The organism is Serratia inhibens (genome assembly GCF_003591175.1).
Lineage (GTDB): Bacteria > Pseudomonadota > Gammaproteobacteria > Enterobacterales > Enterobacteriaceae > Serratia > Serratia inhibens.
The window spans coordinates 191,597-211,676 of the sequence record NZ_QYYG01000009.1; the positions used below are offsets into that span (position 1 = coordinate 191,597).

20 protein-coding genes are annotated in these 20,080 nt (G+C 55.2%); 12 read left to right on the forward strand and 8 right to left on the reverse strand.

What is annotated here, in order from left to right; genetic code table 11:
- The first annotated feature begins 1 nt into the window (after window position 1).
- The 8 genes from lpxB (at window position 2) to D4100_RS22095 (ending at window position 10,875) form a co-directional block, all read left to right on the forward strand.
- A complete protein-coding gene (gene lpxB / locus D4100_RS22060; RefSeq protein WP_013814264.1) occupies window positions 2–1,150 on the forward strand; it encodes a lipid-A-disaccharide synthase in 1,149 nt (382 codons plus the stop codon).
- A complete protein-coding gene (gene rnhB, locus D4100_RS22065) occupies window positions 1,147–1,740 on the forward strand; it encodes a ribonuclease HII (protein WP_119805255.1) in 594 nt (197 codons plus the stop codon). The genes lpxB and rnhB overlap by 4 nt, the downstream gene beginning before the upstream one ends.
- A gap of 87 nt (window positions 1,741–1,827) precedes the next feature.
- Window positions 1,828–5,316 (forward strand): DNA polymerase III subunit alpha, encoded by a 3,489-nt coding sequence (gene dnaE, locus D4100_RS22070; protein WP_006318661.1) that lies wholly within the window; start codon window positions 1,828–1,830, stop codon window positions 5,314–5,316.
- Between the two features lie 12 nt (window positions 5,317–5,328).
- Window positions 5,329–6,288, forward strand: coding sequence for an acetyl-CoA carboxylase carboxyl transferase subunit alpha (accA, locus tag D4100_RS22075; RefSeq protein WP_006318658.1), 960 nt, complete (start codon window positions 5,329–5,331; stop codon window positions 6,286–6,288).
- 177 nt (window positions 6,289–6,465) lie between these two features.
- On the forward strand, window positions 6,466–8,610 hold the full coding sequence (locus D4100_RS22080) for a lysine decarboxylase LdcC (RefSeq protein WP_119805256.1): 2,145 nt from the start codon (window positions 6,466–6,468) through the stop codon (window positions 8,608–8,610).
- Between the two features lie 136 nt (window positions 8,611–8,746).
- The gene (locus D4100_RS22085) at window positions 8,747–9,136 is read left to right on the forward strand and encodes a VOC family protein (protein ID WP_119805257.1); all 390 of its coding nucleotides are present in this window, start codon (window positions 8,747–8,749) and stop codon (window positions 9,134–9,136) included.
- 93 nt (window positions 9,137–9,229) lie between these two features.
- Window positions 9,230–10,540 (forward strand): tRNA lysidine(34) synthetase TilS, encoded by a 1,311-nt coding sequence (tilS, locus tag D4100_RS22090; RefSeq protein WP_119805258.1) that lies wholly within the window; start codon window positions 9,230–9,232, stop codon window positions 10,538–10,540.
- 17 nt (window positions 10,541–10,557) lie between these two features.
- Window positions 10,558–10,875 (forward strand): c-type cytochrome, encoded by a 318-nt coding sequence (locus tag D4100_RS22095; protein ID WP_004952199.1) that lies wholly within the window; start codon window positions 10,558–10,560, stop codon window positions 10,873–10,875.
- An 85-nt stretch (window positions 10,876–10,960) separates the two neighbouring features.
- On the opposite strand, the gene rof is transcribed toward D4100_RS22095, so the two are convergent.
- Window positions 10,961–11,218 (reverse strand): Rho-binding antiterminator, encoded by a 258-nt coding sequence (rof, locus tag D4100_RS22100; protein ID WP_004952197.1) that lies wholly within the window; start codon window positions 11,216–11,218, stop codon window positions 10,961–10,963.
- Window positions 11,211–11,411, reverse strand: a complete 201-nt coding sequence (locus tag D4100_RS22105; RefSeq protein ID WP_006318652.1) for a YaeP family protein — start codon at window positions 11,409–11,411, stop codon at window positions 11,211–11,213. The genes rof and D4100_RS22105 overlap by 8 nt, the downstream gene beginning before the upstream one ends.
- Before the next feature lie 215 nt (window positions 11,412–11,626).
- Here D4100_RS22105 and D4100_RS22110 point away from each other — a divergent pair, with 215 nt between their 5' ends.
- From D4100_RS22110 to nlpE, 3 genes are read left to right on the forward strand one after another with little or no spacing between them, the layout of a single operon-like run.
- The gene (locus tag D4100_RS22110) at window positions 11,627–12,175 is read left to right on the forward strand and encodes a YaeQ family protein (protein ID WP_119805259.1); all 549 of its coding nucleotides are present in this window, start codon (window positions 11,627–11,629) and stop codon (window positions 12,173–12,175) included.
- A 3-nt stretch (window positions 12,176–12,178) separates the two neighbouring features.
- Window positions 12,179–12,592, forward strand: a complete 414-nt coding sequence (gene arfB / locus D4100_RS22115) for an alternative ribosome rescue aminoacyl-tRNA hydrolase ArfB (RefSeq protein WP_006318651.1) — start codon at window positions 12,179–12,181, stop codon at window positions 12,590–12,592.
- Between the two features lie 30 nt (window positions 12,593–12,622).
- On the forward strand, window positions 12,623–13,306 hold the full coding sequence (gene nlpE, locus D4100_RS22120; protein ID WP_006318642.1) for an envelope stress response activation lipoprotein NlpE: 684 nt from the start codon (window positions 12,623–12,625) through the stop codon (window positions 13,304–13,306).
- Between the two features lie 52 nt (window positions 13,307–13,358).
- On the opposite strand, the gene proS is transcribed toward nlpE, so the two are convergent.
- From proS to metN, 6 genes are all read right to left on the reverse strand, one after another.
- A complete protein-coding gene (gene proS / locus D4100_RS22125; protein WP_119805260.1) occupies window positions 13,359–15,077 on the reverse strand; it encodes a proline--tRNA ligase in 1,719 nt (572 codons plus the stop codon).
- 120 nt (window positions 15,078–15,197) lie between these two features.
- On the reverse strand, window positions 15,198–15,905 hold the full coding sequence (tsaA, locus tag D4100_RS22130) for a tRNA (N6-threonylcarbamoyladenosine(37)-N6)-methyltransferase TrmO (RefSeq protein ID WP_119805261.1): 708 nt from the start codon (window positions 15,903–15,905) through the stop codon (window positions 15,198–15,200).
- Window positions 15,902–16,306 carry an Rcs stress response system protein RcsF gene (gene rcsF / locus D4100_RS22135; RefSeq protein ID WP_119805262.1) on the reverse strand — a complete coding sequence of 135 codons (405 nt, stop codon included), beginning with the start codon at window positions 16,304–16,306 and terminating at the stop codon, window positions 15,902–15,904. The genes tsaA and rcsF overlap by 4 nt, the downstream gene beginning before the upstream one ends.
- A gap of 114 nt (window positions 16,307–16,420) precedes the next feature.
- Entirely contained in the window at window positions 16,421–17,236 is an 816-nt protein-coding gene (locus tag D4100_RS22140) for a MetQ/NlpA family lipoprotein (protein WP_006318638.1), read from the reverse strand.
- 60 nt (window positions 17,237–17,296) lie between these two features.
- Window positions 17,297–17,950, reverse strand: coding sequence for a methionine ABC transporter permease MetI (locus D4100_RS22145; protein WP_006318637.1), 654 nt, complete (start codon window positions 17,948–17,950; stop codon window positions 17,297–17,299).
- Complete coding sequence (gene metN, locus D4100_RS22150; protein ID WP_006318635.1) at window positions 17,943–18,974, reverse strand: methionine ABC transporter ATP-binding protein MetN; 1,032 nt, start codon at window positions 18,972–18,974, stop codon at window positions 17,943–17,945. Before metN ends, D4100_RS22145 begins: the two co-directional genes overlap by 8 nt.
- Before the next feature lie 187 nt (window positions 18,975–19,161).
- Between metN and gmhB the strand changes: the two genes are divergently transcribed.
- Window positions 19,162–19,725 (forward strand): D-glycero-beta-D-manno-heptose 1,7-bisphosphate 7-phosphatase, encoded by a 564-nt coding sequence (gene gmhB, locus D4100_RS22155; protein ID WP_006318627.1) that lies wholly within the window; start codon window positions 19,162–19,164, stop codon window positions 19,723–19,725.
- The last annotated feature ends 355 nt before the right edge of the window (window positions 19,726–20,080 follow it).

The window sequence follows — 20,080 nt, forward strand, 5'->3', positions numbered from 1 at the left end:
TATGCAAAATCGTCCATTGACTATCGGATTGGTCGCCGGAGAAACTTCCGGTGATATTCTTGGCGCCGGTTTAATCCGCGCGCTCAAGGCGCAGATCCCCGACGCGCGTTTTGTTGGCGTCGCCGGCCCGCTGATGCAGGCTGAAGGCTGCGAAACCTGGTACGAAATGGAAGAGCTGGCGGTAATGGGCGTGGTGGAAGTGCTTGAGCGCTTGCCACGCCTGTTGAAGATCCGCAAGGATCTTACCCGCCGGTTCAGTGAGTTGAAGCCGGACGTGTTTGTCGGCATCGATGCGCCCGACTTCAATATCACGCTGGAAGGCCGTCTCAAGCAGCGCGGCATCCGCACTATCCACTATGTCAGCCCGTCGGTCTGGGCCTGGCGTCAGAAGCGCGTTTTCAAAATTGGCAAAGCCACCGATCTGGTGCTGGCGTTTCTCCCTTTCGAAAAAGCGTTTTACGATCGTTTCAACGTTCCCTGTCGGTTTATCGGCCATACCATGGCCGACGCCATGCCGCTGCAGCCGGACAAACTGGCCGCGCGCGCTACGCTGGGCATAGCCCCGGATGCACGCTGCCTTGCCCTGTTACCGGGGAGCCGTGGTGCGGAGGTCGAGATGCTGAGCGCCGACTTCCTGAAGACCGCCCAACTGCTTCGTACCCGTTATCCTGAGCTGGAAGTGGTGGTGCCGCTGGTCAACGCCAAACGGCGCGAACAGTTCGAACGTATCAAGGCTGAAGTGGCACCGGAGCTGACCGTTCATCTGCTGAACGGCCAGGGACGTGAGGCAATGATCGCCAGCGATGCGGCATTGCTGGCCTCGGGCACTGCAGCGCTGGAGTGTATGCTGGCCAAATGCCCGATGGTGGTGGGTTATCGCATGAAGCCGTTCACCTTCTGGTTGGCGCAGCGGTTGGTGAAGACGCCGTATGTCTCGCTACCTAACCTGCTGGCCGGGCGTGAAATCGTCACCGAACTGTTGCAGCACGACTGCGTGCCGGACAAATTGGCGGCCGCTCTGATGCCGTTGCTGGAAGACAGCCCGCAGACCGAAGATCTGAAACAGACTTTCCTTACCTTGCACCAAAGCATCCGTTGCGGTGCTGATGAACAGGCCGCTCAGGCTGTGTTGGAGCTGGCAAAAGCATGATTGAACCCTTTATCTATCCCGCCGCCACGTTGATTGCCGGTGTGGACGAGGTAGGCCGTGGCCCCTTGGTGGGCGCAGTAGTGACCGCCGCAGTGATCCTCGACCCCGCGCAGCCGATTATTGGCTTGGCGGACTCGAAAAAACTCAGTGAAAAACGCCGTCTGGCACTGTATGACGAAATCGTGGAGAAGGCCTTGTCCTGGAGCCTGGGGCGCGCAGAGCCGGACGAGATCGATCGGTTGAACATCCTGCATGCCACCATGTTGGCGATGCAGCGTGCGGTTGCCGGATTGCATATCGCGCCGGACATGGTATTAATCGACGGTAACCGTTGCCCGAAATTGCCAATGCGCTCGCAGGCGATGGTGAAGGGAGATAGCCGCGTGGCTGAAATCAGCGCCGCCTCCATTCTGGCGAAGGTGACGCGCGATCGCGAAATGACCGAATTGGACCGCGAGTTCCCGGATTACGGTTTTGCGCAGCATAAAGGCTATCCGACCGCCTTCCACCTGGAGCGCTTGGCCGTGCTGGGTGCGACCGAACATCATCGCCGCAGCTTTGCCCCGGTAAGAAGGGCGCTGGAGCTGTAATCTGCCGGCCTGGGCATCCGGGCTGGGCGCGCGATAGCGTTAACCCGGGTTCAGCTTGCTGAGCCCCCTAGTTTCAGGTATCTGGATATGGCCGAACCTCGTTTTATTCACCTGCGCGTTCATAGTGACTACTCCATGATTGATGGATTGGCCAAGATCGGACCGTTGGTGAAAAGAGCCGCCGCGTTAGCCATGCCTGCTTTGGCAATTACCGATTTCACCAACCTGTGTGGTTTGGTGAAGTTCTATGGCAGCGCGCACGGCGCCGGGATCAAACCGATCATCGGCGCGGACTTTCATGTGCAAAGCGAAGTGTTGGGCGATGAACTGGCGCAGCTCACCGTACTGGCCGCCAACAATGAAGGTTATCAAAACCTGACGTTGCTGATTTCCCGCGCTTACCAGCGAGGTTACGGCGCCGCCGGCCCCATTATTGACCGTGACTGGCTGATCGAACACCGTGAAGGGTTAATCCTGCTTTCTGGTGCCCGTCAGGGGGATGTCGGCAAGTTTTTGCTGCGCGGCAACCAGCAACAGGTAGATCAGTGCCTGGACTTCTATCAGCAATATTTCCCGGACAGCTATTATCTCGAACTGATCCGCACAGGCCGGCCGGACGAAGAAAACTACCTGCATGCAGTCGTAGCGCTGGCCACTGAACGTGGGTTGCCGGTGGTGGCCACCAACGACGTGCGTTTTCTGGTAGAGGACGATTTTGACGCCCATGAGATCCGCGTCGCGATCCATGACGGTTTCACGCTTGACGATCCCAAACGCCCGCGCAACTACAGCACTCAACAATACATGCGCAACGAAGACGAGATGTGCGAGCTGTTTGCCGACATCCCCGAAGCGTTGCTCAACAGCGTCGAAATCGCCAAGCGCTGCAATGTCACCATCCGCCTCGGCGAATACTTCCTGCCGCAATTCCCGACCGGTGATATGACCACCGAGGATTTCCTGGTGCTCAAATCGAAGGAAGGGCTGGAAGAGCGCCTGGAATTCCTGTTCCCGGATCCTGAGGTTCGCGCACAGCGTCGTCCTGAATATGACGAACGTCTGGATATTGAGCTGAAAGTGATCAACCAGATGGGCTTCCCGGGCTACTTCCTGATCGTAATGGAGTTCATCCAGTGGTCGAAGGATAACGACGTACCTGTTGGTCCGGGACGTGGTTCCGGTGCCGGTTCGCTGGTGGCTTATGCGCTGAAAATCACCGACCTCGATCCGCTGGAATTTGACTTGCTGTTCGAACGTTTCCTCAACCCGGAACGTGTTTCGATGCCCGACTTCGACGTCGACTTTTGCATGGAAAAACGCGATCTGGTGATTGAGCACGTGGCGGAGATGTATGGCCGCGAGGCGGTATCGCAGATCATCACCTTCGGCACCATGGCGGCGAAAGCGGTTATCCGTGACGTGGGCCGCGTGCTGGGCCACCCGTATGGTTTCGTCGATCGTATCTCCAAGCTGGTGCCGCCCGATCCGGGCATGACCCTGGAAAAGGCCTTTGCCGCCGAACCGCAACTGCCGGAAATTTACGAGGCTGACGAAGAAGTCAAAGCGCTGATCGACATGGCGCGCAAGCTGGAAGGGGTGACGCGTAACGCCGGTAAGCACGCCGGTGGCGTGGTTATCGCACCCACCAAGATCACTGACTTCGCGCCGTTGTATTGCGACGCGGAAGGAAATCACCCGGTCACCCAGTTTGACAAGAATGATGTGGAATACGCCGGGCTGGTGAAGTTCGACTTCCTTGGTTTGCGTACCCTGACCATCATCGACTGGGCGTTGGGGATGATCAATGCCCGGCGAGCGAAAACCGGGTTGGAACCTATTGATATCGCGGCTATTCCGCTCGAAGACAAAAAAAGCTTCGATATGCTGCAGCGCTCGGAAACCACTGCGGTATTCCAGCTCGAATCACGCGGTATGAAGGATCTGATCAAGCGTCTGAAGCCTGACTGTTTCGAAGATATGATCGCGCTGGTGGCGCTGTTCCGCCCGGGACCGTTGCAGTCCGGCATGGTAGATAACTTCATCGACCGCAAACACGGCCGTGAAGAGATTTCTTACCCGGACATCCAATGGCAGCATGAGTCGCTGAAACCGGTGCTGGAGCCGACGTATGGCATCATCCTGTACCAGGAACAGGTCATGCAGATTGCCCAGGTGCTGGCCGGCTATACGCTGGGCGGGGCGGACATGCTGCGTCGTGCGATGGGTAAAAAGAACCCGGTTGAGATGGCCAAGCAGCGCGGCGGTTTCGAGGATGGGGCGAAATCGCGCGGTATCGACGGTGAACTGTCGGTAAAAATCTTCGATCTGGTTGAGAAATTCGCCGGTTACGGTTTTAACAAATCGCACTCCGCCGCCTATGCGTTGGTGTCATATCAGACGCTGTGGCTCAAAGCTCACTATCCGGCCGAGTTTATGGCAGCGGTAATGACCGCCGATATGGACAACACCGACAAGGTGGTGGGGCTGGTGGATGAATGCTGGCGCATGGGCCTGAAAATCCTGCCGCCGGACATCAACAGCGGCCAGTACCACTTCCACGTTAACGATGAAGGCGAGATCGTTTATGGCATCGGCGCCATCAAAGGCGTTGGCGAAGGGCCGATTGAAGCCATTCTCGAAGCGCGTAACAGCGGGGAGCAGGGCTACTTTAAAGACCTGTTCGATCTGTGCGCGCGCTCAGATATCAAAAAACTGAACCGCCGCATTCTGGAAAAACTGATCATGTCCGGGGCGTTCGATCGCCTTGGGCCGCACCGTGCCGCATTGATGAGCTCACTGGGCGACGCGTTGAAAGCGGCCGATCAGCATGCGAAAGCCGAAGCGATCGGCCAGGTGGACATGTTTGGCGTTCTGGCGGAAGCGCCGGAGCAGGTGGAGCAATCCTACGCCAACGTGCCACGCTGGCAGGAGCAGGTGGTGCTGGATGGTGAACGGGAAACGCTGGGGCTGTACCTGACCGGCCACCCGATCACCCAGTACCTGAAGGAGATCGAACGTTACGCCGGTGGCCAGCGTTTGAAAGATATGCACCCGACGGATCGGGGCAAAATGACGACCGCTGTTGGGCTGGTGATCGCCTCGCGGGTTATGGTCACCAAGCGCGGTAACCGCATCGGTATTTGTACGCTGGATGACCGTTCAGGTCGTCTGGAGGTGATGTTATTCACCGATGCGTTAGAAAAATACCAGCATTTGTTGGAAAAAGACCGTATCCTGATCGCCAGTGGACAGGTCAGCTTTGATGACTTTAGCGGTGGGCTTAAAATGACGGCCCGCGAACTAATGGACATCAGTGAAGCCCGTGAAAAATACGCTCGTGGGCTTGCTATCTCGCTGACGGACAGGCAAATTGATGACCAGCTTTTGAACCGTCTCCGTCAGTCGTTGGAACCCCATCGCTCGGGGACGATTCCAGTGCATCTTTACTATCAACGGGAAGATGCGCGGGCCAAGCTGCGTTTTGGCGCAACCTGGCGCGTGACGCCCACCGACCGCTTGTTGATAGATTTGCGGACTTTGGTAGGTAATGAGCAGGTGGAACTGGAATTTGACTAATATAGGAATGCTATGAGTCTGAATTTTCTTGATTTTGAACAGCCGATTGCAGAGCTGGAAGCGAAAATTGACTCGCTGACTGCAGTCAGTCGTCAAGACGAAAAATTAGATATTAATCTGGACGAAGAGGTTCAGCGCCTTCGTGAAAAGAGCGTTGAGCTGACGCGCAAGATTTTTTCCGATCTTGGGGCTTGGCAAATTGCCCAATTGGCACGCCACCCGCGCCGTCCTTATACCCTGGATTATATCAAACACATCTTTACCGACTTCGAAGAGTTGGCCGGCGACCGCGCTTATGCCGATGATAAAGCGATCGTTGGTGGTATTGCGCGCCTGGATGGCCGCCCGGTGATGATCATTGGTCATCAGAAAGGCCGCGAAACCAAAGAGAAAATCCGCCGTAACTTCGGTATGCCGGCACCAGAAGGCTACCGCAAGGCACTGCGTCTGATGGAAATGGCTTCCCGCTTCAAGTTGCCGTTGATCACCTTCATCGACACGCCAGGGGCCTATCCGGGCGTGGGCGCGGAAGAACGCGGCCAGTCGGAGGCCATCGCCCGCAACCTGCGTGAAATGTCTCGCCTGAATATCCCGGTGATCTGCACCGTGATCGGCGAAGGCGGTTCTGGCGGCGCGTTGGCGATCGGCGTTGGCGATAAAGTGAATATGCTGCAATACAGCACTTATTCGGTGATCTCGCCGGAAGGTTGCGCCTCAATTCTGTGGAAGAGCGCCGACAAAGCGCCATTGGCCGCAGAAGCGATGGGCATTACCGCACCTCGCCTGAAAGAGCTGAAGCTGATCGATTCGGTGATCCCGGAACCCTTGGGTTCTGCCCACCGTGACGTACCGGCAATGGCAGCCTCGCTGAAAGCGCAATTGCTGGCTGACCTGAAAGATCTCGATGGCCTGAACAACGAAGAGTTGCTCAATCGCCGCTACCAGCGCCTGATGAACTACGGCTATTGCTGAGTTTTGTCCTGTGTTGCAAAAAACCGCCTTCGGGCGGTTTTTTTATTTCTGATGAAAAAGCCGCGGTTGTACGCAAGCTTTTTGCGCTGCGGCGCGCAGCATGCCGATGACGGGGTACACAGCGCCGTATTTTCATGTTGTTATAGAGGTTTGGCGGTTAACTGACAGGAGCAGCCGATGAATATCATCGCAATCATGAGCCCAACGGGCGTCTATTACAAAGATGAGCCTATTCGTGAGCTGCACACCGCATTGGCTACGATGGGTTTCCAGTTGGTTTATCCGAAAAACGGCGGTGACCTGCTAAAGCTGATCGAAGCCAATGCGCGTATTTGCGGGGTGATTTTCGACTGGGACGATTACAGCCTGGAGCTGTGCAGCGAAATTAACGAGCTGAATGAATATCTGCCGCTATATGCGTTTATCAACCAGTATTCCACCTTCGACGTCAGCCTGCATGAAATGCGCATGGTGCTGTATTTCTTTGAGTACGGCCTGAATGCGGCGGATGATATTGCACAGCGCATCCGGCAATATACCGCAGAATATATCGATACCATTACACCGCCCTTAACCAAGGCGCTGTTCAACTATGTGCGTGAGGGCAAATATACCTTTTGCACCCCAGGGCATATGGCCGGTACCGCTTTCCAGAAAAGCCCTGTTGGTTGCCTGTTTTACGATTTTTTCGGTGCCAACACCTTAAAAGCCGATGTCTCCATATCGGTGACCGAACTGGGTTCGCTGCTGGACCACACCGGCCCGCACCTGGAGGCCGAAGAGTATATCGCGCGCACCTTTAACGCCGAGCAGAGCTATCTGGTGACCAATGGCACTTCCACCGCCAACAAGATTGTCGGTATGTATTCGGCACCGGTCGGCAGCACGGTATTGATCGACCGCAACTGTCATAAATCGCTGTGCCATCTGCTGATGATGAGCGATATCGTGCCGATTTACCTGCGTCCGTTGCGTAACGCCTACGGCATTCTTGGCGGCATTCCGCAGCATGAATTTACTCATGAGAGCATTGCCGGCCGGGTCGCCGCCACCGCGAATGCCAGTTGGCCGGTACATGCGGTGATCACCAACTCAACCTATGACGGCCTGCTGTATAACACCGATTACATCAAGCAGACGCTGGACGTGCCATCCATCCATTTTGACTCCGCCTGGGTACCCTATACCAACTTCCATCCGATCTACGAAGGCAAGAGCGGCATGAGCGGTGAGCGCATGCCCGGCAAGGTGATCTACGAAACGCAGTCCACGCACAAACTGCTGGCGGCATTCTCGCAGGCCTCGATGATTCATATTAAAGGCGATTACGACGAAAGCACCTTTAACGAAGCCTATATGATGCATACCACCACCTCACCGAACTACGGCATTGTGGCATCGATGGAAACCGCCGCCGCGATGCTGCGCGGCAACCCTGGGCGGCGCTTGATCAACCGTTCGGTAGAGCGCGCACTGCATTTTCGTCGCGAGGTACAGCGACTGCGAGAGGAGAGCGATAGCTGGTTCTTCGATATCTGGCAGCCCGAAGAGATCGATGAGGCGCAATGCTGGCCGCTGAATCCGGATGATAACTGGCATGGGTTTGGCAATACCGACAGCGATCATATGTACCTCGATCCGATCAAGGTGACGATCCTGACGCCGGGAATGAACGAGCTGGGTACGTTGGAAGAGAGTGGGATCCCGGCGGCGCTGGTGGCGAAATACCTGGACGAACGCGGCATCGTGGTGGAAAAAACCGGGCCTTATAATCTGTTGTTCCTGTTCAGTATCGGCATTGATAAAACCAAGGCGATGAGCCTGTTGCGCGGCCTGACCGATTTCAAACGTGCTTACGATCTTAATCTGCGGGTGAAGAACATGCTGCCGGATCTGTATGCGGAGGATCCTGATTTCTACCGTAATATGCGCATCCAGGATCTGGCTGCCGGGATCCACCGTCTGATCTGCAGGCACGATCTGCCGCAGCTGATGCTGCGGGCGTTCGACGTGCTGCCGGAAATGAAGCTGACGCCGCACCAGATGTTCCAGCAGCAGGTACGCGGGAATGTGGAAACCTGCGAGCTGGATCAACTGGTGGGCAAGGTGGCAGCCAATATGATCCTGCCTTATCCGCCAGGGGTGCCGCTGGTGATGCCGGGGGAGATGATCACCGAGGAGAGCCGTGCGGTACTCGATTTCTTGCTGATGCTATGCTCCATCGGTGAGCGTTATCCCGGCTTTGAAACCGATATCCACGGTGCGAAACTGACCGAGGACGGGCGTTATCTGGTGAAGGTGCTGAAAACACCATTGGCTTAGGAGGCGCCGGCCGATCTCAACGCTTAAGTGGCATGACCTGAATGACGACCCCGTTTTATCCTGCGGGGTTTTTGCCGTTGACGTTGTAACCCCTGCCGGATACCGTGCTTCATCAGGCAGACAATGAGGCATTACCATGTTGGCATTACGTCAGGTGCACCACATCGCAGTCATTGGTTCAGACTATGCGGCCAGTAAACATTTCTACTGCGACATCCTCGGTTTTACCCTATTGGGTGAGTTTTATCGTGAAGAACGAGACTCATGGAAGGCGGATCTGGCGCTCAATGGCCAATACAGCATCGAACTGTTCTCCTTTCCGTCACCACCGGCCCGTGTCAGCCGCCCGGAAGCATGTGGCCTGCGCCACCTTGCCTTCAGCGTGGACGATATCGAACAGGCTATCGCGCATCTGCAGGACGCTGGGGTAGTGTGCGAGCCGGTACGCGTCGATCCTTATACCCAGTCCCGTTTTACTTTTTTCAGCGATCCTGATGGATTGCCGCTGGAACTGTATGAACGATGAAAGCTTGCCTGAAGGCGGCGGGGTGGTTAACGTGCTGTCCTATGGGTGTTATGGCGGTCTCCAGCCGCCTGTCAGGCGATAAACGATAAACCAATGAATACCGATCAACTTTCCGTACAGGTCAGCCGCCAATTGGGTCCTCACCGGCGTTTGCTGGTGGCATTCAGCGGTGGGCTGGATTCCAGCGTGTTGTTGCACCTGCTGGTGCATCTGCAACGGCAATTACCGGATTTGCAGTTGCGCGCGGTGCATGTACACCATGGCCTGAACGCTTTTGCCGACGAATGGGTGGCCCACTGCCAACGGCAATGCGCCGCCTGGCAGTTGCCGCTGGTGGTCCAACATGTGCAGGTGGATGGCAGGCAGGGCGGGATTGAAGCTGCGGCCCGCGCGGCGCGTTACTCGGCTTTCGTCGCTACGCTGGCTGCCGATGAGGCCTTGCTCACCGCGCAACATCTTGATGACCAATGCGAGACCTTCCTGTTGGCGTTGAAACGCGGCAGTGGCCCGGCTGGCCTGTCGGCGATGGCTGCTCAGGCCTCATTGGGAAGTAACCCTTTGCTGCGTCCGTTGCTGGGTATATCGCGTCTGCAGTTGGAGGATTACGCACAGCGGCATCAGCTTGCCTGGATTGATGACGACAGCAATCAGGACCCGCGTTTCGACCGCAATTTCCTGCGCCTGCAGGTGTTACCGCTGCTGAACCAGCGCTGGCCGTATTTTGCCGCTGCGACGGCTCGCAGCGCCAGCCTGTGTGCGGAACAAGAGCAACTGCTGGATGAGCTGCTGTCAGAACAGCTGCACTCGTTGCTCGATGAAGATAATGCGCTGGCGATCGACGGCCTGTTGGGCTGTAGCCCAGCGCGGCGTTTTGCCTTGCTGCGCCGTTGGATCGCACTGTTTGGCGTTACCATGCCTTCACGCGAGCAGTTGCAGCGGCTATGGGACGAGGTGGCGCTCTGTCGGGATGACGCCGAACCGCAGTTGCAGCCGGGGCAATATCAGATCCGTCGTTTTCGCCGGCGTTTGTATCTGCTGCCGATAATGGCGGATTTGCGCGAACTCTGCCTGAACTGGTCGTTGGTGGAGCCACTCGAGCTGCCGGATGGATTGGGTAAGCTGAGTAGCGGGGCGGGCGATATTTGTCTGCGGGCACCGCAGCGGCAACAGAAGGTGAGCGTTCGTTTTACCGCTCAGGGAAAAATCCGCATCCTTGGCCGAACTCATTCCCGGTCAGTTAAAAAACTGTGGCAGGAATTGAGTGTGCCGCCGTGGCAGCGCGAACGTACCCCGTTGATTTATTATGATGACCAGCTTATCGCTGCGCTGGGCGTGTTTGTCAGCGAAGCCGGCCAGACGCCAGAAGGGGAGCAATCCTGGCGGCTGCATTGGCATAAAAAATAATAATAATGTGAGGAGCAATGATGAAATTTGTTAGTGCAATGGCTGTGGTGTTCGGTCTTTTCAGCCTGTCGGCCATAGCGGCGGGTGATGTGGCCGCAGGGAAGGGAAAATCCGCCAGCTGTGTCGCGTGCCACGGCGCGGAGGGGAAGGTGTCGGTGCCGATGTATCCGAATCTGGCCGGGCAAAACGCCATGTATCTGGAGCATGCGCTGCAGGCGTATAAAAAAGGGGAGCGCAACGGCGGGCAGGCTGAAGTGATGAAGGCCTATGTCTCAGCGTTGTCTGATGATGATATTGCCGATCTGGCCGCGTATTATGCCAGTCTTAAACCATAGCCAGTCTTAAACCATCGCCGGCCTGAAGCCATAAATGACGAGGGCAGCCGTTGGGCTGCCCTGTTGGGATGGCGTTACCGAAAAATCAATCAGACAGGCTGACGACTACGGTACCGATTTCCGGATGACTGAAACTGAGGATGTGATCCAGACGCAAGCTGAGAGCATTGCCAGCCTGATCGATAATCAGGTACTCAACGCCCTTGGTAAATTTCAGCTCGGTGGCTTTGCCTTCGAGTTTTTCTCCGTCGCGTAACTCCAGCTTCAGAATGTAGTTATGCTGACAGGCGAGTTCCAGGCTTTCATAGTCATCGCAATTGATGGATTGGTACTCATCATTCATCAACATAGTCGCTCACCAATAAGTTAGCGGCGGCAAAGGCCGCCTGTTCCCTAACGGAGGACGGTAGCGCGTTATCCGCAGCAACTTCGTCCAATGCCTTTAATACACATGCTAACGCATCAGGCACGTAGCCGAGATCCCCACTGCCGATCTCGGCGTAAAAACGGCGTACTAACTCACAGTATTGTTGCACAGTTTCCTCCCTTAAGAACCTCTGCGTCATCGAAGTCTCGTATGGCGATGAGGCGCAGGCTCTCGGAGCTTTACTTAATCCTAGTCGACTATAGCACAGCTGTTGGGGAGTTATTAGCACCTCAGCGTGGCTTTCGCACTGCGCTTTGCCCAGCCGCGCTGGCTGCGGATGGGCCAAATCTAGTACACTGTCGCCTGATAATAATGAGGTCACCCATGGCGCTGAAAGCAACTATTTATAAAGCCACGGTCAATATCGCTGATATGGATCGTCACTTCTACCACGACGCCACGCTCACCCTGGCCCAACATCCTTCCGAAACCGAACAGCGTATGATGCTGCGCCTGCTGGCCTGGATCTGCCACGCCGATGAACGTCTGGTGTTTACCAAGGGCTTGAGCGCCGAAGACGAACCGGAGATCTGGCGGCGTAATGACCACAACGGGCTGGAAATGTGGATAGAAATGGGCCTGCCTGATGAGAAGCGAATCAGGAAAGCCTGCAACCAATCACCGCGAGTGGTGCTTTACGCCTACGGCGAACGCGCCGGGCACGTTTGGTGGCAGGGTATCCAGAGCAAAGTGGCAAACCACAAAAACCTAAGCATCCGTTTTCTGGATGATGAACAATTAGGCAAATTGGCAGCGATGGCCAGCCGCAATATGACGCTGCAAGCCACGTTGCAAGAAGGAACTATCTGGCTTTCCGATGCTCAGAATTGTCTGGAAATCCAGTTTGCCGAGTGGCAACAGGCGCAGGTGTGACCGGTGCTTGAACTGTCAAGAAACGTAGCCATACCGGATAACGAGCTGGAACTGACGGCGATCCGCGCACAGGGCGCGGGTGGCCAGCACGTGAACAAAACCTCAACGGCTATCCATTTGCGCTTTGACATCCGGGCGTCCAGCCTGCCAGAGTATTATAAGGAAAGGCTGCTGGCCCTGAATAATCATTTAATTACCGCCGACGGCGTGGTGATTATTAAAGCGCAGGAATATCGTAGCCAGGAATTAAACCGCGAGGCGGCGCTGGCCAGGCTGGTGGCGTTGATTCAGCAGGCGATGGTGGTGGAAAAAACGCGCAGAGCGACCAAGCCCACGAAAGGGGCAAAATTACGTCGGCTGGAAGGCAAGGTACGTAAAGGCGCGACTAAAGCGCTGCGCGGCAAGATCCGCACTTAAGGATACATGAAGCACAGTAGGAGAATAGCTGTGAAGAAAATAACAATAGCCCTGTTTTTAGCGGCAGGGGCGCTCTCATTATTGGGATGTAATAATCAGTATCAGCCGAAAGAACAACCTCTTCAGGCGATGCAGCAGAGTTATCAGGGCGTACTGCCTTGTGCTGATTGCGGTGGCCTGGATACTGCGCTGTTCCTGGATGAAGACGGTACTTTCGTTTTGCAGGAAACCTATCGCGAAACCAAAGACGGGAACCAGACTTTTGCCGATTATGGCAGATGGGCGCGAACCGCAGATAAGCTGGTACTGACCGACAGCCATGGAGAAAAACGCTATTTCCGCCCAGTGGGCAAGAGCCTGGAAATGCTGGATCAAAGCGGCGCTGTGATTGAGTCCAGGTTGAACTACCGCCTGGAACCGGTGGAAAAAGCATTGCCTAAAACGCCGATGGCGCTCAAAGGTAGCTACACCTACATGGCGGATGCCGCGGTGTTCAAGGATTGCGCTACCGGCAAGACTTTCCCGGTAGACAATACTATCGCGCTGGAACAAGGATATGCCAAGGCGTACAAAACCCCGGGTGAGCCGGTGTTCCTGACCTTGAATGGCCATTTCAGCGTTCAGCCGTCAATGGAAGAAGGGCAAACCGAGAGGGCGTTGGTGCCGGACGGCAAGATAGCCTTCGACAACAACAAGAACTGCGACAGCAAATAATCGCCATAAAAAAACCCGCCTCGGCGGGTTTTTTACTTTCTGATGCAGCAGGTTAGCGCTTGATCTGCCCCAGCAGGAAATCAACGATTTCGCCGGTTTTAATCATTTGCTTCTCGCCGATGCGGCGGTTTTTGTATTCAATCTCTTCGCTGTCGAGGTTACGGTCGCCGATGACGATTGAATGCGGTACGCCAATCAATTCCATATCCGCGAACATCACGCCCGGGCGCTCTTTACGATCGTCCAGAATAACGTCGATACCGTGCGAACGCAGGGTGTTGTACAGTTCTTCAGCCAGCGCCTGTACGCGGAAGGATTTGTGCATGTTCATTGGCAGAATAGCCACCTGGAACGGGGCGATGGCGTCCGGCCAGATGATGCCGCGATCGTCGTGGTTCTGTTCGATGGCGGCAGCCACCACGCGAGTCACCCCGATCCCGTAGCAACCCATGGTCAGCACCTGGTTGCGGCCATCTTCACCCTGAACGGTGGCTTTCATCGCTTCAGAGTATTTGGTGCCGAGCTGGAAGATATGACCCACTTCGATACCGCGTTTGATCAACAGCGTGCCTTTACCGTCCGGGCTGGCGTCGCCTTCTACCACGTTACGAATATCGGCAACCTGCGGCAGCGGCAGATCGCGCTCCCAGTTAATGCCGAAGTAGTGTTTGCCGTCGATATTAGCGCCGGCACCAAAATCGCTCATCGCCGCTACGCTGCGATCGGCCACGACCGGAACCTGCAGATTGACCGGGCCGAGGGAACCTGGGCCGGCACCGACGATGGCGCGGATTTCTTCTTCGGTAGCAAAGGTCAACGGAGTGGCTACCTGTGGCAGCTTCTCGGCCTTGATTTCGTTCAGCTCGTGGTCGCCGCGTACCAGAAGGGCAATCAGCTTGTGGCCGCTTTCTTTTTCGGCGTGCACCAGCAGCGTTTTGACGGTCTTCTCAACCGGTAGTTGGAATTGCTCTACCAACTCGGCGATGGTCTTGGCGTTCGGCGTATCCACAACACGCAGTTCTTCGCTGGCGGCCGCGCGCGGCTGAGCCGGTGCCACTGCTTCTGCCAATTCGATATTGGCGGCAAAGTCAGAACCGGTAGAGAACACGATATCGTCTTCACCGCTGTCGGCCAGTACCTGGAACTCGTGTGATGCACTACCGCCAATCGAGCCGGTGTCTGCATGCACAGGGCGGAAATCCAGGCCCATGCGGCTGAAGATTTTGCTGTAGGCTTCGTACATTGCATCGTAGGTCGCCTGCAGAGACTCCTGCGAAGTATGGAACGAGTAGGCGTCTTTCATCAGGAATTCGCGAGAACGCATCACGCCGAAACGCGGGCGCACTTCATCACGGAACTTGGTCTGAATCTGGAAGAAGTTCAGTGGCAGCTGTTTGTAAGAGCTGATCTCGTTACGGATAAGATCCGTAATCACTTCTTCGTGCGTTGGGCCCAGCACAAACGGACGTTCGCCGCGATCGACAAAGCGCAGCAGCTCAGGACCATACTGTTCCCAACGACCGCTTTCCTGCCATAAATCGGCGGGCTGTACCACCGGCATACAAACTTCGATCGCGTTGGCATTGTTCATTTCTTCGCGGACGATGTTCTCAACCTTTTTCAGAACGCGCAGGCCGGTTGGCAACCAGGTGTAAAGACCTGAGGCCAGCTTGCGAATCATCCCGGCGCGCAGCATCAGCTGGTGGCTGATCACTTCGGCGTCGGCAGGTGTCTCCTTCAGGGTGGAGAGCAAATATTGGCTAGTACGCATGGTGTTTTGGTTCCGTTAGAACTGCAAATTGCATCGGGCTGCCACAGTGGCGGCCAAAAGTGACAAAAGTGCTTTAGTTTACCAGTGCGAGCGGGTTGTCAAAAGAGAGACGGTGGAATTTTAACGCAGGTCGAGTGACAACACCTCGGTTTGCTGATCCACCACCCGCCAGCGCACGTTGAAATCCAGTAGCCAAACAGCATAATCCCGTTCCGCTTCTTGTCCCTTGCGGTAGGCCGGACGGGGATCCTGGGCCAGCACCTGGGTGATAAAACGCCGCAACTGCGGATAGCGTTGTTGGTGCTGTTGTAGCTGTTGTTCAGCCTTGGGAGCAAAGCGTACTGACATATCGCCGGCGGGCGCCGTCTGAGCAAACCCGGCGCGGGCCTGCGGTTGGCTTTCGGCAAATGGCAGGTAGGGCTTGATATCCACCACCGGTGTGCCGTCAACCAGATCGAGGCTGCCCAACTCCAGCACCACTTCGCTCCCCTTAATGCGCACGCCTTTTAATTCTATTAACGACATGCCGAGCGGGTTGGGGCGAAAGGTGGAGCGGGTGGCAAACACGCCCATCCGGGTATTGCCGCCAAGACGCGGTGGCCGCACGGTGGGGCGCCAGCCACCTTCCAGGGTTTGATGGAAAATAAACATCACCCACAGATGGCTGAAATCGCTGAGGCCGCGCACTGCCTCCGCCTGATTGTAGGGCGGTAGCAGCACCAGTTCACCGCCACCGTCTTCGACTAACCCCGGCTGGCGGGGTACGGCGAACTTTTCTTTATACGGTGAACGGATGGTTCCGATCTGATTGAAGACAAACTCGGTCATTTGGACGAAACGTTAAGCGCTGAACCCTGGCAAATAGCCTGTTGGTAGCAACCGGCAACGCCGCTGACAATCTGGCAATCATGCAATAGCACGGCGTTTGCTTTCATGTAAGACGCGCGGATTTGCATGCGTTTACGGGCTGTCGCCAGATTTGGCGGTGAATCCTGTACGGTGGTCTGGCATGACTCACCAGAGACCTCACCCAGATCGCGGAAAGGTTTGCCCACTAATTCTTCTGCGCTTTTATACAGTTTTACCGGCGCTGGACGTGCCGCTGATGTGGTCTTTGTCGGTGTGGTTACAGTCGGTTTGCTGGTGTTGTTTGTTGAGGAGGGCGCGATACGCTGCGACGAACACCCTGCCAGCGCGAGCGCTAACAAACAGAGAGATAAAACACGCATTGAGATTCCTCTGTCTTTTATAGAAGTGGCGCTATTGAAGCAATCTACGGCGGAAATAACAAGACGGGCCGGAGCCCGTCTTGCAATTATAGGAATAAAATCGGTAATTAATGATTACCAGCCTTTTACTGCACCACCGTTAAAGATCTTGTTAGCCGCTGCGTTAACTTCGTCAGACTGGTATGCCTGCACGAACTTCTTCACGTTTTCCGCGTCTTTGTTGTCTTCGCGGGCAACCAGCAGGTTAACGTACGGTGAGTCTTTATCTTCAACAAACAGACCGTCTTTTGCCGGAGTCAGGCCGATCTGGCTGGCGTAGGTCGTGTTGATCACCGCCAGTGCGATTTGCTGATCGTCCAGGGAGCGCGGCAGCTGTGGGGCTTCCAGCTCTACCAGCTTCAGGTTTTTCGGGTTCTCCGTTACGTCCAGCACGGTCGGCAGCAGGCCAACGCCGTCTTTCAGTTTGATCAGGTTAACCTTCTGCAGCAGCAGCAAAGAACGACCCAGGTTGGTCGGGTCGTTAGGCAGGGCTACCTGGGAGCCGTCTTTCAACTCATCCAGTGATTTGATTTTCTTGGAGTAACCGGCAATCGGGTAAACGAAGGAGTTGCCTACCGATACCAGTTTATAGCCGCGATCCTTGATTTGCTGATCCAGATAGGGTTTGTGCTGGAAGGCGTTCAGATCGATATCGCCTTTGCTCAGTGCTTCGTTTGGCAGCACGTAGTCATTGAACGTCACCAGTTCAACGTCCAGACCGTATTTCTCTTTTGCCACTTTCTGAGCTATTTCAGCAACCTGCTGCTCAGCACCGACGATGACGCCCACTTTAATATGGTTTGGATCTTTTTCTTCCTGACCGCAGCCTGCCAGAGCCAGAGTACCGATCAGTGCGCCGATTGCCGCGATGGATTTAAATTTTAACGACATATCCCTTCCTCATTAGACTCGCATTAAAAATACGCTGTGTGAGCGCAGTTGCTGTGAAAACTATTTGTGGGTGACGGTCTTTACAATCCGATCGCCAGAGAACTGAATCAGATAGACCAGCACTACCAGTAATACTAATACGGTATTCATCACTGTGGCGTTATAACCGATATAACCGTACTGATAACCGATTTGGCCCAGACCGCCGGCGCCAACCGCGCCACCCATGGCGGAATAGCCAACCAGGGTAATCAGCGTGATGGTGGCAGCATTCACCAGACCGGGCAGGGCTTCCGGCAACAGCACCTTTTTGATGATTTGCATCGGGGTTGCACCCATCGCGCGGGCCGCTTCCACCAAACCGGATGGGATCTCCAGCAGGGCGTTTTCCACCATACGGGCGATAAACGGCGCGGCTCCTACGGTCAAGGGTACGATGGCTGCCTGAAGGCCAATCGAGGTACCGACGATAAGACGCGTAAACGGAATCATCCACACCAACAAGATAATGAACGGAATGGAACGGAACACATTCACCAGCCCGGACAGGGTTTTATACAGCGTATTGTTGGCGACAATCTGCCCCGGACGGGTCACATACAGCAGCACGCCAACCGGCAGGCCGAGCACGAAACCGAAGAAGCCGGAGACAAAGGTCATCATGACGGTTTCCCATACGCCACGTGCCATTAACCACATCATTGCCTCAGACATAACCCAGAACCTCTACTTTTACCTGATTTTCCTGCAGGAACTTAATCGTTGCCAGCGCGTCTTCATCGCTGCCGTGCAGCTCCGCCAGCATTACGCCGAATTTCACACCGCCGGCATAATCCATCTGGGCGCTGATGATGTTGTTATTAACGTTGAAGCGGCGAGCGGCCTCTGACAGCAAAGGTGCATCGACGGACTGGCCGGTGAACTCGAGACGCAGCAGCGGTTGACGGCCGCCACTGCGTTCCGGCGCCAAACGCTTGGCATAATCGTCCGGGATATCCAGATGCAGCGTGGATTGAATAAATTGTTGGGCCAGCGGTGTTTTCGGGTGTGAGAACACTTCGCTGACGCTATCTTTTTCAATCAACTGCCCCTGGCTGATAACCGCAACCTGATCGCAGATGCGTTTTACCACGTCCATTTCATGGGTGATCAACAAAATGGTCAGGCCGAGGCGGCGATTGATGTCTTTCAGCAGTTCCAGAATTGAACGGGTGGTTGCCGGATCCAGCGCGCTGGTGGCCTCGTCACACAGCAGCACTTTAGGCTGGCTTGCCAAGGCTCGGGCAATCGCTACACGCTGCTTCTGGCCACCGGACAAATTGGCAGGGTAGGCGTCGTGTTTGTCCGACAGCCCGACCAGCTCCAACAATTCGGTCACGCGCTTTTTGATTTCAGCGCGCGGGGTATTGTCCAGTTCCAATGGCAGCGAAACGTTGCCAAATACCGTGCGGGAAGACAGCAGGTTAAAATGTTGGAAAATCATGCCGATCTGACGGCGAGCGCGTGTCAGTTCGCTTTCGGACAGCGAGGTCAGATCCTGTCCGTCAACCAGCACCTGGCCGGAGGTTGGTCGCTCAAGCATGTTGGCGCAGCGGATCAGCGTACTTTTACCGGCCCCGGAGGCACCGATAACGCCGTAAATTTGCCCGGCAGGGACGTGAAGAGTCACGTCAGAGAGCGCATTAATAGAGCGCGAACCCTGCTGGAACACTTTGGTGATGTTAGAAAGTTTAATCATATTCTTCTTATTTTAGCGTGGTTGCCCGTGGCTAGATAAAAGTAAACCCCGGCGTGGACCAAGGTATGGGTCAGATGTTAAGGCGTCTAGACGTCCAAGTCAACGACCAACACTGTTCTCTGCCGTTCTCAGCACCGGGTAAAACATGCGATACTGTACGCGTTTTCAGGCCCTCAGGAGTAAACCGGTGACACAAAGCGTTCCAGCAATTTTCCTAGATCGTGACGGCACGATTAATGTCGATCATGGCTACGTCCATGAAATCGATGACTTCCACTTTATTGATGGCGTGATTGACGCCTGTCGCGAGCTTAAAAAGATGGGCTTTGCCCTGGTATTGGTCACCAACCAGTCCGGTATCGCGCGCGGCAAGTTCGACGAAAAACAGTTTATGTACCTGACCGAGTGGATGGACTGGTCACTGGCCGATCGCGACGTTGACCTGGATGGCATCTATTTCTGTCCGCATCATCCAGAAGCGGTAATAGAAGAGTACCGTCAGACGTGTGATTGCCGTAAACCGCAGCCGGGCATGTTGTTGCAGGCGCAGCAGGAATTAAACATCGATATGGCCTCTTCTTATATGGTTGGCGACAAACCGGAAGATATGCAGGCGGCCATTGCGGCAGGCGTTGGCACCAAAGTGCTGGTGCGTACCGGCAAGCCGGTCACCGATCAGGGAGAAAAACTGGCGGATTGGGTGTTAAACAGCCTGGCAGACCTGCCGGAAGCCATCAAAAAGCGGGTTTAGTAGGCGTTATGCATGAATAGTGAGCGGTCGGAAAAAAAGTGAATATTAATCCTTGTCATTCTGAACCGGCTCCCTATAATGCGCCTCCATCGACACGGAACATGTGAACAACTTCACAGAGTCTCCGGGGTTCGAAGAGAAAAAATCCTGAAAATTAGGGTTGACTCTGAAAGAGGAAAGCGTAATATACGCCACCTCGAGATAGCAAGCTACGGCGGCTAACTCACTGCTCTTTAACAATTTATCAGACAATCTGTGTGGGCACTCCACAAGACGATATCCAGTACCTTCGGGTACGAAAAAATATCAAGTCTTGAAGAGTGACTACTGAAGTAAAATTCATTTAGTAACCTTT